The sequence below is a fragment of the Undibacterium sp. FT79W genome (assembly GCF_014284215.1).
Classification (GTDB): Bacteria; Pseudomonadota; Gammaproteobacteria; order Burkholderiales; family Burkholderiaceae_D; genus Undibacterium; species Undibacterium aquatile.
In genome coordinates this window covers 307013-322195 of sequence record NZ_JACOGB010000004.1, presented here as the reverse complement: position 1 = coordinate 322195, position 15183 = coordinate 307013, and the positions used below count along the sequence as shown (strand labels likewise).

10 protein-coding genes are annotated in these 15183 nt (G+C 49.2%); 3 read left to right on the top strand and 7 right to left on the bottom strand.

The annotated features are described in order from the left end of the window. Positions 1-287: 287 nt before the first annotated feature. Both H8K38_RS09080 and H8K38_RS09075 read left to right on the top strand, forming a co-directional pair. Positions 288-1982, top strand: coding sequence for a methyl-accepting chemotaxis protein (locus H8K38_RS09080; RefSeq protein WP_186884495.1), 1695 nt, complete (start codon positions 288-290; stop codon positions 1980-1982). Between the two features lie 466 nt (positions 1983-2448). Continuing rightward, on the top strand, positions 2449-4149 hold the full coding sequence (locus H8K38_RS09075) for a methyl-accepting chemotaxis protein (protein ID WP_186884494.1): 1701 nt from the start codon (positions 2449-2451) through the stop codon (positions 4147-4149). Positions 4150-4250: 101 nt separating this feature from the next. Here H8K38_RS09075 and H8K38_RS09070 read toward each other — a convergent pair whose 3' ends face one another. The 6 genes from H8K38_RS09070 to H8K38_RS09045 form a co-directional block, all read right to left on the bottom strand. Further along, positions 4251-4595 (bottom strand): hypothetical protein, encoded by a 345-nt coding sequence (locus H8K38_RS09070; RefSeq protein WP_186884493.1) that lies wholly within the window; start codon positions 4593-4595, stop codon positions 4251-4253. 281 nt (positions 4596-4876) lie between these two features. Beyond that, complete coding sequence (locus H8K38_RS09065) at positions 4877-6004, bottom strand: ABC transporter permease (RefSeq protein WP_186884492.1); 1128 nt, start codon at positions 6002-6004, stop codon at positions 4877-4879. Between the two features lies 1 nt (position 6005). Then, entirely contained in the window at positions 6006-8783 is a 2778-nt protein-coding gene (gene rbbA, locus H8K38_RS09060; RefSeq protein WP_370587077.1) for a ribosome-associated ATPase/putative transporter RbbA, read from the bottom strand. Beyond that, positions 8780-9850 carry an HlyD family secretion protein gene (locus H8K38_RS09055; protein ID WP_186884491.1) on the bottom strand — a complete coding sequence of 357 codons (1071 nt, stop codon included), beginning with the start codon at positions 9848-9850 and terminating at the stop codon, positions 8780-8782. The genes rbbA and H8K38_RS09055 overlap by 4 nt, the downstream gene beginning before the upstream one ends. A gap of 4 nt (positions 9851-9854) precedes the next feature. Next, on the bottom strand, positions 9855-11300 hold the full coding sequence (locus tag H8K38_RS09050; RefSeq protein ID WP_186884490.1) for an efflux transporter outer membrane subunit: 1446 nt from the start codon (positions 11298-11300) through the stop codon (positions 9855-9857). 350 nt (positions 11301-11650) lie between these two features. Beyond that, positions 11651-12580 carry a LysR family transcriptional regulator gene (locus tag H8K38_RS09045; protein ID WP_370587076.1) on the bottom strand — a complete coding sequence of 310 codons (930 nt, stop codon included), beginning with the start codon at positions 12578-12580 and terminating at the stop codon, positions 11651-11653. Positions 12581-12868: 288 nt separating this feature from the next. Here H8K38_RS09045 and H8K38_RS09040 point away from each other — a divergent pair, with 288 nt between their 5' ends. Next, complete coding sequence (locus H8K38_RS09040; protein WP_186884488.1) at positions 12869-13111, top strand: DUF4148 domain-containing protein; 243 nt, start codon at positions 12869-12871, stop codon at positions 13109-13111. A 140-nt stretch (positions 13112-13251) separates the two neighbouring features. Here the strand turns inward: H8K38_RS09040 and H8K38_RS09035 are convergent, their stop codons facing one another. After that, complete coding sequence (locus tag H8K38_RS09035; RefSeq protein ID WP_186884487.1) at positions 13252-14976, bottom strand: methyl-accepting chemotaxis protein; 1725 nt, start codon at positions 14974-14976, stop codon at positions 13252-13254. Positions 14977-15183 lie beyond the last annotated feature (207 nt).

The following is a 15183-nucleotide window of genomic DNA, read 5'->3' as shown; positions in this document are numbered from 1 at the left end:
AAAAACTCATTGTAAAACAAGGCCGCATAAATCTTATGACTGATTTGAATTGACGAAGCCAGATAAGACAACGCGGACAAATAGAGACACAATTTCAATTATCTAAGCTGAAATTGCGCCGAAACAAAAAATCAGTACATTTACGTAAGTAGTTCACCCATATAATTTCATCTCGTATGACGCTGCAGTGTTCATATCACTGCTTTTTTTCATATCCGATTTTCATCATACTCAAATAAAAGAATCCTCAATCAATGTGTCTCTTGCATTAGAAAAATGGAATACATATGAACTCACTACTCAAACAGCTCTCCGTCGGAAAACGACTAGGCGTAGGCTTCGCCCTTATCCTCGTCTTTTCCATTTTCGCTACGTTGGTCGGCTTAACACAATTGCACAATGTCGCGACCTCAACGAAGACCTTACTGGAAGAGCCCCTTGCTGCCGAACGTATGATCAGCGACTGGTACCGTAATATCCACTCCGGCATACGTCGTGCAACAGCGATCGCGAAAAGCAGCGATCCTTCTTTAGCTGCTTTTTTTGCAGAAGAACAAGCAGAGTCCACTAAGAACTCGTCGGCACTACTTAAGGGAATTACAGAAAAATTCCAAAGCGAGCAAGAGAAAAAAATGCTGAAAGAAGTTGAGCAATTGCGCGCTGGCTATTTATCGTCAAGGGATCAGATAAGTGCATTAAAAAAAGCAGGCAATGCAGAAGAAGCAAGCAAAGTTCTGGAAAAAGTGTTTATACCTGCGTCGGCCACCTTCATTAAAAAAGTAGAAGAAATGCAGGCACTGCAACGCTCACAGATCGACGCAATGGCCGCAGAGATCCAGGCGAATTACGAACGCAGCCGCACTTTACTCATCGTTTTGATTCTTCTCACCACCACTCTGGCTATCGTTACCGGCTGGCTGCTCACCCGTTCGATTACAGAACCCTTGATTCAGGCAACGAATGTCGCTCAGAAAATGGCGATGGGCGATTTGACGGAGGTCGTTGATGTTCACCGTAACGATGAAATCGGTACCTTGATCACTGCCATTAACGGTGTCAGCAGCGGTCTCAGTCATGTGATTGCCGATGTGCGTAATGGCACCGACGCGATTAATGTTGCCGCTGCTGAAATCGCTTCCGGTAATGCTGACTTATCCTCCAGAACAGAATCTCAGGCCAGTTCGCTCGAAGAGACGGCATCTTCGATGGAAGAGCTGACTTCAACAGTGAAACAAAATGCGGACAATGCGCGTCAGGCAAATCAGTTGGTGGTGACGGCAACGGGTGTGGCGATTAAAGGGGGAGAAGTCGTTGATCAGGTCGTCGAAACGATGGGTTCAATCAAGGCCAGCTCGAATAAGATTGTCGATATTATTGCAGTGATTGATGGGATTGCCTTTCAGACGAATATTCTGGCATTGAATGCAGCAGTCGAGGCCGCTCGTGCGGGTGAACAGGGTCGTGGTTTTGCAGTGGTTGCATCGGAAGTGCGTAATCTGGCACAACGTAGTGCTTCGGCAGCGAAAGAGATTAAGCAGTTGATTGATGACTCTGTCAGTAAAGTGGAGCACGGTAGTCGTCTGGTGGATAACGCCGGTAGCACGATGCAGGAAATCGTGACCAGCGTGCAGCGTGTCGCTGACATCATGTCGGAAATCAGTTCTGCCAGTCAGGAACAGAGCGCGGGTATTGAGCAAGTGAATATGGCGATCAATCAGATGGATGAGATGACGCAACAGAATGCTGCGCTGGTTGAGGAAGCGGCCGCTGCGGCGGAAAGTATGCGTGAACAATCTGATAATCTGACGCAAGTTGTAGCGCAGTTCAAAATTGCGGCGCAGCTGCAAACGGCCAGCACACCGGTCAAAACACCGGCACGTGCGCTGAAACCAGCCACTGCGGCGGTGCGTCCGGTCAAAGCTGCACCTCGCAAACAAATCACGACAGCATCAAACTCAAATCAGGACTGGGAAGAATTCTGACCGGCATGTATTAACGCTGAACGTTCCGCGTTAATACTGTCAAAACACAAAAAGCACGATCGACATTGCTGTCTGTCGTGCTTTTTTTATGCGGCACCGAGGACAAATATGAAAGCGCATTCGTTAACAACGTCGATCAATGGCTGAATATACGTCAGGCCATCATTGCATCAGAGCTTGCTAAGCTGAAGAGAACGGCTAAATTAAAAAGACTCACAATTTTTTTCAACAATCCAGCAAAGCCCCGGTGAAGTAAAAACCCACACAAAACTATATAGATCACGATGTTGCTTTGGAACAAAAAAACGTTCTATGTCCTTCGCTGGTTAACGAATATAATGCGGGACATATGAAACCGCAGCAATTGCGGCAATGTTTTTTCTTTCATATCCGAATACCCTCGCAATCATCACATTACAACAATCCTCAATCAGTGCACATCATGCATTAGAGAAATGGAATATATATGAACTCACTGCTCAAACAGCTCTCCGTCGGAAAACGACTAGGCCTGGGCTTCGCCCTTATCCTCGTCTTTTCTATTTTCGCTACGTTGGTTGGCTTAACACAACTCAACACAGTTGCCACATCGACCAAAACCTTATTAGAAGAACCTCTTGCAACCGAACGCCTGATCAGCGATTGGTATCGCTATATACACACAGCAATCCGCAGGACAGCCGCAATCGCGAAAAGTAGCGATCCTTCTTTAGCCGCTTTTTTTGAGGCAGAAGGGGCTGAGTCAACTAAAGTCTCAGCAGACTTATTCAAATTAATCGTAAAACAACTTCAGAGTGAACAAGAAATTAAACTCTTGAAAGAAGTTGAAAAACTTCGTGAAGCCTATTTGTCCACACGTAATAAAGTCGTGGCACTGAAAAAAGAGGGAAATACCGACGAAGCGAACCAGTTGCTTGAAAAGACATTCATGCCGACTGCGCTAAGCTACGTGAAAAAAGTAGAAGAAATGCAGGCACTGCAACGCTCACAGATCGACGCAATGGCCGCAGAGATCCAGGCGAATTACGAACGCAGCCGCACTTTACTCATCGTTTTGATTCTTCTCACCACCACTCTGGCTATCGTTACCGGCTGGCTGCTCACCCGTTCGATTACAGAACCCTTGATTCAGGCAACGAATGTCGCTCAGAAAATGGCGATGGGCGATTTGACGGAGGTCGTTGATGTTCACCGTAACGATGAAATCGGTACCTTGATCACTGCCATTAACGGTGTCAGCAGCGGTCTCAGTCATGTGATTGCCGATGTGCGTAATGGCACCGACGCGATTAATGTTGCCGCTGCTGAAATCGCTTCCGGTAATGCTGACTTATCCTCCAGAACAGAATCTCAGGCCAGTTCGCTCGAAGAGACGGCATCTTCGATGGAAGAGCTGACTTCAACAGTGAAACAAAATGCGGACAATGCGCGTCAGGCAAATCAGTTGGTGGTGACGGCAACGGGTGTGGCGATTAAAGGGGGAGAAGTCGTTGATCAGGTCGTCGAAACGATGGGTTCAATCAAGGCCAGCTCGAATAAGATTGTCGATATTATTGCAGTGATTGATGGGATTGCCTTTCAGACGAATATTCTGGCATTGAATGCAGCAGTCGAGGCCGCTCGTGCGGGTGAACAGGGTCGTGGTTTTGCAGTGGTTGCATCGGAAGTGCGTAATCTGGCACAACGTAGTGCTTCGGCAGCGAAAGAGATTAAGCAGTTGATTGATGACTCTGTCAGTAAAGTGGAGCACGGTAGTCGTCTGGTGGATAACGCCGGTAGCACGATGCAGGAAATCGTGACCAGCGTGCAGCGTGTCGCTGACATCATGTCGGAAATCAGTTCTGCCAGTCAGGAACAGAGCGCGGGTATTGAGCAAGTGAATATGGCGATCAATCAGATGGATGAGATGACGCAACAGAATGCTGCGCTGGTTGAGGAAGCGGCCGCTGCGGCGGAAAGTATGCGTGAACAATCTGATAATCTGACGCAAGTCGTGGCGCAGTTCAAAATTGCGGCGCAGCTGCAAACGGCCAGCACACCTGTCAAAACACCGGCACGTGCGCTGAAACCAGCCACTGCGGCGGTGCGTCCGGTCAAAGCTGCACCTGCTCCTCGCAAACAAATTACGACGGCATCAAACTCAAATCAGGACTGGGAAGAATTCTGACCGGCATGTATTAACGCTGAACGTTCCGCGTTAATACTGTCAAAACACAAAAAGCACGATCGACATTGCTGTCTGTCGTGCTTTTTTTATAATCTACCTACTTAGTGGAACGCGCCAGCCAATTCTGGTGTTTTTGCTTTCAGGCGGAACGCACTCAGTGCTTTCGTCGCATCTGGAACCGCTGTTACTTCCGCGATGCCGCTCATTAATTCTGAAATACGGCTTTTCAACGCTTTAGCCTGGGTCGCCAATTTGAAATGCGCTGGACGCTGAGTCTGTACGATACTCCAGCGAACGATAGGCGCATGTCCACTTCCATCTAACAATGCACGATCACGCATCCATTTTTCAAAGGAACGGGAAGGCATATCGGTCTCAATCCAGATCAGATTGTCAGACGTCATCTTTTTATTCTCGGAAGGGCGAACCAAAATTTCGTAAATCATTTTTCAGACTCCTGTTGGGGAATCTCCGCTGCGTTAAAAGTACGGGCAAAGATTCTATGAGTCGAAAAACGAGCCGGAAGCCACTTCGGTTGACACGTAATGTTACGAAACTAAAAAAAACTATACTTTTTTTTCATTGAAATTATAAAAAATTTATTATTTTCTTAAAAAAAACTGAATTTCATCGTTTTTTTTAATTTTAAAATTTTAAATTTGGTCAACGCTTACGCTTGTTAATACAGCCTATTATTTATCGTTTTAATAATTTTTTAGTTTTCGATTTAAGCCATCTGCCCTAAGGTTTTGCGGAAACGTGCCAACGAGAGCATGAACAACACCGAACCAATTACTAACAATGCAAAAAAAGCCCGCCACACAACTTCAAACCCGGCACCGCGATACAAAATGGCCTGACTCAACTCGGTAAAATGCGTCGTTGGCGCCAGAGACATCAGCCATTGAACAAAAACGGGCATACTTTCGCGTGGTGTCATACCACCGGACAACATTTCCAGCGGCATCATCGTCAGCATCATCAACAACCCAAACTGCGGCATGCTCCGTGCCAGAGTTGCCATAAAAATTCCCATAGATGTCGTTGCAAACAGATGCAAAGTCACACCAATGAGGAATAAGGGGATGGAACCGTCAATCGGAACGCGCAAGGCGCCTTGAATAATGACGGTCAGCGAGACCAACACGGCAACGAGCACAACCAATGCCATCGACCAGACTTTTGCCAACATGATTTCAGTCGGCGTCACAGGCATCACCAATAAATGTTCTACCGTACCATGCTCGCGTTCACGAATAAGCGCCGCCCCCGTCAGAATAATTGAGAGCATCGTAATGTTATTCACCAGCTCCATCAATGAGCCAAACCAGGATGGATTGAGTGCCGGATTGAAGCGCGAACGTAGTGCAAGTTCTACGGGCTGTATGGGCGTGTCACGATAACGTTGCACAAATTCATTGACTTCCCCCATGATTATTTGCTGTATCGCACCGTTGCCGGAAAATGCCTGGCTCATGCGCGTCGCATCGACATTCAACTGAAGCTGAGGTGCCTTCCCGGCAATAACATCGCGCTGAAAATCAGGTGGAATGATCAGAACAAATGTGTAGAGTCCGGCATCAAGCCCAGGGTCAACTTGAGCCTGGTTGATACGTACTGGTTTGGTAAATTGCGGTGGATAAAATGCAGAGATGATCCGCACTGATAAAGCAGAATCATCTTCATCCACAATCGCAATCGGTGCGCGGTTTAAGGTTTCCGGCATCGCCGTCCCGGCCACATAAATCGCCGCAGTGAACGTATAAATAATCAGCGCCAGCATCATGGGATCACGCCAGAGACTCCATAACTCTTTGACGCCCAGACGATAAATATTTGCCAAATGGCGTTGCATATCAGCGCTCCTGTTTTTTCAGCAAGGTAATCGCCGCGCCGAGAATAACGGGAATTGCCAGTAACAAGGGCCAGAATGCCGCGTGCAAATCATCAAAACCCAGTGCCTTGCTGAAGACGCCGCGGCTGATATTAAACATATACGTTGCCGGATAAATCTGTCCGACCAGACGCCCGATACCTTCGAGCGAAGAAACAGGATTGATCAGGCCGGCAAACTGAACGGCCGGAATCATCGTTCCTATCATGGTAAAAAACATGGCTGCAATCTGGCTGCGAGTCAATGCTGAAGCTAATAACCCCATTCCCGTTGAACAAATGCTGAACAACCACGCGGCAAGCAATAAAACAAAGAAATTTCCCTTTACGGGTACTTCGAATATCGTGACGGCAGCAAGGCTCATTAAAAGAAAATTCAGCATTGCCAACGCGACATACGGCACTTGCTTGCCAAGCAAAAATTCGCTACGCGTTGTCGGAGTCACATAAAAATTAATAATCGAACCCAACTCCTTTTCGCGCACAACCGCCAGTGCCGTCAGCATTGCAGGCAACATCAACAACAACAGCGGAATCACCGCCGGCACCATTGATGGCAAACTCTTCACATCAGGGTTATACCGATAACGGGTCTCCACACTGGTGACACCTGACAAAGTTGATCCGGTACGTTCATGCACCTGCTGTAAGAACCATTGCTGGTGCATGCCTTGCACATAGCCATTCACCGTTTCTGCGCGTTGTGGCATGGCGCCATCCACCCAGGCACCGATCTGCACCGATTTTCCCCGCTCTACATCGCGGGCAAAGCCAGGTGGAATTTCTATCGCCAGTGACAACTCACCGCTACGCATGCGCCGGTCAAGCTCTGCGTAGTCAGCAATCGGCGGATGCTCAACAAAATAACGCGACCCCGCAAGATTGAGTATGTAATTCTGGCTTAATACAGTTTGATCCCGGTCGAGTACGGCAAAGCGTAAGTTTTCAACGTCCATGCTGATGCCATACCCCATCACAAACATCAGCAGCAAAGATCCCAGCAGCGCCAGCGTGCTGCGAACCGGATCGCGCTTTAATTCCAGTGCTTCACGCCAGGTATAGGTGTAGATACGTCCAAGACTGCACCGGCAACGTTGTCTGAAGCTAGGTGCTGATCTGGCGGAAGACGCTGGCAGTACGGCGTTGTTGACACTACCCACCACGTTAGCATCAGAAACTGGTTGCGGAACATCGCCTCCATCGGCTTCAAGCAGATAATCGATAAATGCTTGTTCCAGCGTTGCGGCACCCCGTTGTGCAACCAATGCTGCCGGTGCATCGCTGGCAAGTACGCGTCCCGCATGCATTAGGGAAATACGGTCGCAGCGTTCAGCCTCATTCATGAAATGAGTCGAAATAAAAATAGTGACGTGGTCGCGCCGCGCCAGCTCTATCATCAATCGCCAGAAATTATCACGTGCGACAGGATCAACGCCAGACGTCGGTTCATCCAGAATCAGCAATTCAGGTTGATGCACCATCGCAACGGCCAGTGACAGACGTTGTCGTATGCCAAGTGGCAGTTTATCCGGCAGCATGTCAACAACATCCTGCAAATCAAAACGTGCCACCATATCCGCCACACGCTCTGCTACTTCCGATTCAGGCACATGAAATAAACGGGCATGCAATATCAGATTCTGTTGCACATTCAGCTCGGCATACAAGGAAAATGACTGCGACATATAACCGACACGACGACGAATCGCGATATCGTGTGGATTCACTTTCTGACCAAACAACCAGGCATCACCTCCAGTCGCAGGCAGCAAACCTGTCAACATTTTCATCGTGGTCGATTTACCGCAACCATTCGAACCGAGAAAGCCAAATATTTCGCCGCGCCGGATACGAAAACTGACATGGTCAACCGCCACAAAATCGCCGAAACGCATCGTCAGATTTTTTGCCTCAATTGCGACAGCAGCACTGTCAGCCATCGTCAGCGGCGGGATTTCGACTCGCTGGTGTCCACGCCGCTTGATCTCCGGCAGCAAACCAATGAAGGCTGCCTCCAGCGAGAGGGTCGCCGTTTTCTGCATTAGTTCGGCAGGTGTTCCGGTCGCCAGCACCTGACCATCATCCATCGCCACCAACCAGTCAAACCCTTGCGCTTCATCCATATACGCCGTCGCAACGATGACACTCATACCCGGACGACTGACGCGAATACGCGCAATCAGATCCCAGAACTGCGCACGAGCCAGCGGATCGACACCAGTAGTCGGCTCATCCAGAATAAGTAAATCCGGATCGTGAATCAGCGCACAACACAAACCGAGTTTCTGCTTCATACCGCCGGATAATTTGCTCGCTGGCCTATCCAGAAAAGGAGACAAGCCGGTACTGCGCGTCAATTCATCAATGCGACGACGGCTCTCAGTCGCATCATGTCCAAACAGACTCGCAAAGAATTGCAGGTTTTCTTCAACCGACAAAGTCGGGGAAAGATTCTTACCGAGCCCCTGCGGCATATATGCAATGCGGGGGCAGACCTGCTCACGATGGTGACGGCTGGCCATATCGCCGCCGAGCACGTCAAGATGCCCATACTGCAAGGCGCGCGCGCCGGAAATCAGCGATAACAAGCTGGATTTACCAACACCATCGGGGCCAATAATCCCCACCATACAATTCGCTGGGATATCCAGCGTAATATCATCCAGCGCACAAACCTTGGCGTAATTCAGCCGCAGGTTTTGACCACGCACGACAGTTGATGTTGAAGCAGACAGGCTCACGGCAGCGCTTTCAAATTAAGCGATGCTGGCCATGCAGCCTGCGTATCTGGCTTAATCCATGCCACGCCAGGTAAACCCGTTTTTACCTGTTGCAGGTACTTGAGCAATAAATCACGATCAATTCTCGCTTTCACACGAAACATCAATTTCTGACGTTCGCTGGCAGTTTCAACGGTCTTCGGAGTGAACTGCGCCGTGCTGGCGACAAACGACACTTTGGCCGGAATCACAAACTGCGGTGCCGCATCCAGAACAATACGTACTTCGCTGCCCAGCGCAACTTTCCCCGCAACGCTTTCCGGCACAAAAAACGTCATATAGACATCTGAGAGATCAACCAGATTCAGCACCTTGCCACCACCGCCCAGAATTTCACCCGGCTGCGCAACGCGATACTGAACCCGCCCGGCACGCGGCGCTTTCAATTCGCTGTCAGCCAGTTCAACATCGACGCGGGCAGTGGTCGCGGCGGCAGCCCGGACGCTCGACTGCGCTCCTGTGACTTGTGTCACGGCCGCTGTCACCGCTGCATTTGCCGCCCTGACCTGTGCCTTGGTGGCGGCAAGAGCGGCGGCTGCACTGCTGACACGTGCACGATCGTCGTCGAGTTCCTGTCCGGATGAGGCACCTTCTTTGAACAGGGTTTCCGAGCGGGCCAGTCGCCGTTGTGCCGCATCGAGTTCACTTTCGCGCTGCACCACCAACGCCTGTGTCGCCTGCAAATCACTCTCGCGTAAGGCAACCTGTGCTTCGGCACCTTTCACCGCATATTCAGCTTGCTGCTGACGTGCTACGGCTTCATCTCTTTGCGCCTGCAAACTATCGATTTGCATACGCGCCAGCAATTGCCCTGCTTTGACAAACTCACCCTCGGCAACAAGAATCTCCTGCACCCGCCCACCGAGCTTGGTCGCGACATCGATTTCAGTCGCTTCAATACGACCATTACCGCTCACCACGCTGTCACTAGGATCCGCCCCGTTCCGGCGCTGATAAACAACATAGGCAGTGATTACGATGGCAACTACTGTAACAAGCAAGACGATTTTTTTGATAGTCGGATTCATGCGTTTATTCCTGATTGTTTTTGGGCACCGATACGGGATCGACAATAGACACAGATAATTCATCAGCAAACTGACTGCCGCCGCCAAGTGCTGCGAAAAGTGCGACCTGTGCTGAAAGGTTGGCGCGATGTATTTGTACCAGTTGCTGCTCGCTCGACAGCAAATCACGTTCTGCATCCAACACTTCCAGATAGCGTGCCGAACCATGGTCATAGCGTAGCTTCGCCAACCGTGCACGCTCAGCCTGTACTTTCAGGGTCTCGCGCGCGATTCCTTCCTGTGCTGCCAACCAGTGGCGCGCAGCTAAAGCATCAGCAACATCCCTGAAAGCAGCCTGCACTGTTTGCTCGTAATGGGCAACAGCCTGCTCGCGCCGCAACCGGGCGACTTCAGTAACTGCCTCGCGTCTGCCACTGTCAAAAATCGGTAAGGTAATGCTCGGTGAAAAAGTCCATGCCTGACTGCCACTGCTGAATAATCCGTTTAACTCAGCACTTGCCGTGCCAGCAAATGCGGTTAAGGCAATTCGGGGGAAAAATGCGGCTCGGGCGACAGCCATATTCGCTTGTGCTGCTCGCAGCGCATGCTCGGTAGCGAGTATGTCCGGTCGCTGCAATAACAGATCTGAGGGCAACCCAGCCTTCAATTCAGGTAATGGCGGCAGAGCATTGAATTGCCCGGACGCAGGCGGAAGTTGCAGCGGTAGCCCCACCAACAAGGTCAATGCATTGATCTGGGTCGCACGCGTATGTTCGAGTTGCGCCTGCAATGCCATTGCCTGTTGCGACAACAACTCGACCTGCGTCAGTTCAAGTCTGGAAGTTGCCCCCAGATCGACACGACGACGAAATATACGCAAGGATTCGGCGCGACTCGCGACAGTGCGTTGTGCCAGCATCAGACGCTCATCCGTTTCGCGCAAAGCAAGATAATTGTTCGCTACTTGTGTGATCAGACTCAGCGCCGTCGCACGGCGGGTCGCATCGCTGGCAAGATACGTTTCTAATGCAGCCGCATTCAGACTGCTGACACGCCCCCAAAAATCAATCTCCCAGCTACTGAAGCCAACACCAAGCTGAAACTGATTACCGACCACCGGCCGACCCGATACATTCAGATCACCGGGCACAGCAGTACGCGTCGCATCCAGACTGCCAGCGATCGTAGGCAAACGATCTGCACGTTGTATGCCGTAAGCCGCGCGCATTTCCTGCACACGCAACAAGGCACTGCGCACGTCACGATTATTGGCTAAGGCCAGCTCAATGAGATGACGCAGAGCCGGATCAGTGAAATACGTTTGCCAACTGATCTGAGTGGCAGGAATACCTGCATCGTGCGCCGGTGCCTCGGTATAAACCTCAGCAACAGGCGATGCAGACGATTGAGGTGCCGGTGCAGATAACGTACAGCCTGCCAGCAACGCAAGCAGCAGCGTCGCTGACGTCATTGATATCAGCTGCGCTGGAAGTCCGGCAGATACATCGTCAGAGCGATCACTTCGGGAAGTTTGATACCGATATCCATGCAACATACTTCATCACCTTTGTTTCTGACGTCTATTGGAAATTTCCTCTGCCGCACTATTGATTCTCAGATCAATACCGGTTCAACTTCGCTGACAGCGATACCCTGAACATCCGGCGACTAAAATCACCACCCCTGACTGAACAAGTGAGCCAAGTAATACAACACCAGTGTTAAAAACGCCTACCTTCAGGATGCCAATCTAATAATAAGTGAAATCATCACTTCACAGACTGTTCAAGCTCAGGGTACATGCAATTTTTTTATGGCAGATCAAAGTGTCTGCTGCGTCATGCCAGCGTGCGGAAATTTTTCAACAATGAAATTAATAAAACTTCGGACTTTTGCAGAAAGCAAACGACGACTGGGGTAAGCCATGAAAATAGTGACACTACCAAACAAGTGATCAGGAAGCAGCCGGATCAGGCGACCGCTGCGGATATCATTTTCCAATGAATAGGATGGCAACAAGACCAGGCCCATATCAGCAAGAGCGCATTCCCGAAGAATATCTGTGTTATTCGAAACAACCCGGCTATTGACGGGTATCTGCTTTAACGCTTGTTTTGATTTCCCGGGATAAGAAAACTCTTCCGCATCCCGCTCGTGAATCATCCAATTGTGACGCATAAAATCAAAGCCATAATTCAGGCACCGATGTTGAGAGATATCGTCTAAAGTTTGCGGTGTACCGTTGGCTCGCAGATATTCAGGTGTCGCGCACAACATGACTTCTGGAGCTGCCAGTTGACGGGCGATCATGCTGCTATCGATTTTTTGTAAATCAAGAAAAAAACCAACATCAATCCCCTCTTCCACCATATCGATAGAATGCGAAGAAATTTTGATGTCCAGAATAATATCGGGGAATTTTTTTGCAAAAAGTGGCAGCAAAGGGGCCAGTTGTGACACGCCAAAGCCCGGCACCGAATAAATCCGCAAGGTGCCACTCGGCTTTTTTGCTGATGTTGCAGCAATCGCATCAGCGTCTTCGATATCAGCCAAAATCTGGCGGACGCGTTCGAGATAAACATGCCCGGTTTCAGTCAGCGATAATTTGCGCGTAGTCCGGTTTAATAAGCGCGTACCGAGATGTGATTCAAGGTCTGCGACGTAGCGGGTCACAACGGCATTTGACATCTCCAGAGCAACTGCGGCTCTGGCAAATCCGCCCAACTCAACGACCTTGGAAAATATGCGCATTGATTGTAGCCTGTCCATTTTTCAAGCCCCTTATTGTTCCGCTATAAGCAATAGTATATTCCCGATACTCGTCTTTTTTGATTAAAAAGAAAAGCCTACACTTCGTCCGTCAATAAGCCTTTTACACAATACGCTTATTCAACAAAGCCAGATCCCCACCTTATAGATCGTCGTTCGGCACACTCAAAGACCACTTTTACCCGGTTATATGTAGGCCGCAATGCTATCGGCAGCATAAGCATCAGGGATAGGGCGTTTTGACTCTTAATAACTGAATTGGAAACTTAAATGAAAACGACATATTTATTCATTGCTGGCCTGATCAGCCTCAGCACAAATGCAGTCTTTGCAGCAGAAACAACGACACCAGCCCCTAAAACCCGTGCCGAAGTTGTCGCTGAACTGGTACAGGCGCGCGCTCAGGGTGAAGAAGTTGGTATGGAAGGAATGATCTGGTACGAAGCGCAAAAAAATGAATTAGCAAAAGCCAACGCAGCAAAAAAAGAAACTGCCAAAGCTGACAAAAAATAAGCACCAAACATGATTTTTCCGGTACCGGAAAAATGGCCAGACTGGTCTGCTCTCTCAGAGCTCTGCCAAAATGAAAAACGCACTCGACATAAAAATCGAGTGCGTTTTTTATCCTAATATCGTTATTCTGAACTCAAAACTCAGAACTCTTCCCACTCATCATTTCTGGCAGGTTTAGCCGCGCTTACGCTGGTCAGTTGTGGTGTCGCCTTTTTACTTTTTTTCAATACAGGCTCGTGTTTTGCCTGGCTGATGCGGCTCTGGGTCTTCGTGTCTCTCACTTCTTTTACTGTGCTCTTCGGATTAATAGCACTGCCACCGGACAACTGAAACACACTGACCACTTGCGCCAGATCTGCAGCCTGATCCTGTAAAGAAGCAGCGGCAGCAGCAGCCTCTTCCACCAGTGCGGCATTCTGCTGGGTAACAGTATCCATTTCCGTAATCGCCTGATTAATTTGTTCGATTCCGGCTTCCTGTTCAATACTGGCGGAGGTAATTTCTCCCATGATGTCAGTGACACGTTTCACGCTGTTAACGATTTCTTCCATCATCACACCAGCCTGGTCCACCAGACGGCTACCGGTATCAACTTTACTAACGGAATCATCAATCAACTGCTTGATTTCCTTCGCAGCACTGGCGGAGCGATGCGCGAGACTACGCACCTCACTGGCAACGACGGCAAAACCACGCCCCTGCTCACCTGCACGCGCGGCCTCCACTGCTGCATTCAGTGCCAGAATATTTGTCTGAAAAGCAATGCCGTCAATCACGCTGATGATATCGACAATTTTCTTAGACGACGTATCGATCGCCCCCATCGTATCGACCACCTGCGAAACAACAGCACCACCTTTGACCGCAACTTCAGAAGCTGCCACCGCAAGCACATTGGCCTGACGGGCATTGTCCACGTTTTGTTTTACGGTGGAAGTCAGTTCCTCCATAGAAGATGCAGTTTCTTCAAGCGAGCTTGCCTGTTGTTCTGTACGCGAGGACAAATCCAGATTGCCACTGGCGATCTGCGCCGACGCTGTCGCAATCGTATCTGTTCCATCGCGCACCTGGCCGACAATATTCTGCAAACTGCTGTTCATTTCTTTTAATGCCTGCAGCAAGAGACCTGTTTCGTCTTGTGAAGTGACTTGAATTTGCTGATTCAGATTGCCGCCTGCGATCGTATTTGCAATCGTCACAGCCTCATTCAGCTTCACTGAGATTAAGCGCGCAATCCAGTAAGCGAACGTAAATGACAGAACCGCAATCACGACTATCAGTACGACGATCCAGGTTCTGGAATCGCTATAAGTTTTTCCAGCAAATTCACTCGACTTCTCAGCGCCGGCATCATTGATATCTGCCAGCTTATCCGCTTCGGCCAGCATCGCACGATAAACTTTTGTCGATTCGCCGCGCATCAACGTAATGGCTTCTTCTTTTGTCCGCTTAGAAGAATATTCAATGATCTTGGCGTGCTCCGCCAGAAATACAGTAATGCTTTTTGCTACTTCCGGATAAATCTTTTTCTCTTCTTCTTCACTAATCAGCGACTCATATTTTTTTTGTAAAGAGATCAAATCGTCGACCTGCTTTGCAGCATTTTTTTCTGCGGTCTGCATATCCTCCGGCGTCGTTGCCAGAATATGCTGTTGTTCAAAACTGCGGATGCGTGCCATCGCCATTTTTACCCGGCCCAAGACTTGTATGCTTGGCAGCCAATTTGTCGCAACCGCAGTTGCAGCTTCATTGACCTTACTTAACTGGACGATGGAAAAAACACCGAGAAAAATGCTCAGCACGATTGCGATCGAAAATGACAGCAATAACTTGGAGGCAATTTTTAAGTTGTTAAACCATTTCATAATGTAGACTCTTTTTCTTGTTGAATTTGATCGGTCAGACAAACACACTGTTTGCGCATGTCATATCCGATTCTAGGACTGACGCGCTGCGATCGATATTGACCGATATCAAGTTGTGCCTATCTGTGCAAGCTGGATATGTCTTTCATTTCAGTACCATATTCCAGATTCATTTTTTTATGCATTAGCGCAAACTCCGGCGCTACG

Excerpts from the sequence above, each read along its gene's own strand:
- H8K38_RS09080 (WP_186884495.1), top strand. The coding sequence starts at position 288 with ATGAACTCACTACTCAAACAGCTCTCCGTCGGAAAACGACTAGGCGTA.
- H8K38_RS09070 (WP_186884493.1), bottom strand. The coding sequence starts at position 4,595 with ATGATTTACGAAATTTTGGTTCGCCCTTCCGAGAATAAAAAGATGACG.
- H8K38_RS09035 (WP_186884487.1), bottom strand. The coding sequence starts at position 14,976 with ATGAAATGGTTTAACAACTTAAAAATTGCCTCCAAGTTATTGCTGTCA.
- H8K38_RS09040 (WP_186884488.1), top strand. The coding sequence starts at position 12,869 with ATGAAAACGACATATTTATTCATTGCTGGCCTGATCAGCCTCAGCACA.
- H8K38_RS09045 (WP_370587076.1), bottom strand. The coding sequence starts at position 12,580 with ATGCGCATATTTTCCAAGGTCGTTGAGTTGGGCGGATTTGCCAGAGCC.
- H8K38_RS09075 (WP_186884494.1), top strand. The coding sequence starts at position 2,449 with ATGAACTCACTGCTCAAACAGCTCTCCGTCGGAAAACGACTAGGCCTG.
- H8K38_RS09050 (WP_186884490.1), bottom strand. The coding sequence starts at position 11,300 with ATGACGTCAGCGACGCTGCTGCTTGCGTTGCTGGCAGGCTGTACGTTA.
- H8K38_RS09055 (WP_186884491.1), bottom strand. The coding sequence starts at position 9,850 with ATGAATCCGACTATCAAAAAAATCGTCTTGCTTGTTACAGTAGTTGCC.
- H8K38_RS09065 (WP_186884492.1), bottom strand. The coding sequence starts at position 6,004 with ATGCAACGCCATTTGGCAAATATTTATCGTCTGGGCGTCAAAGAGTTA.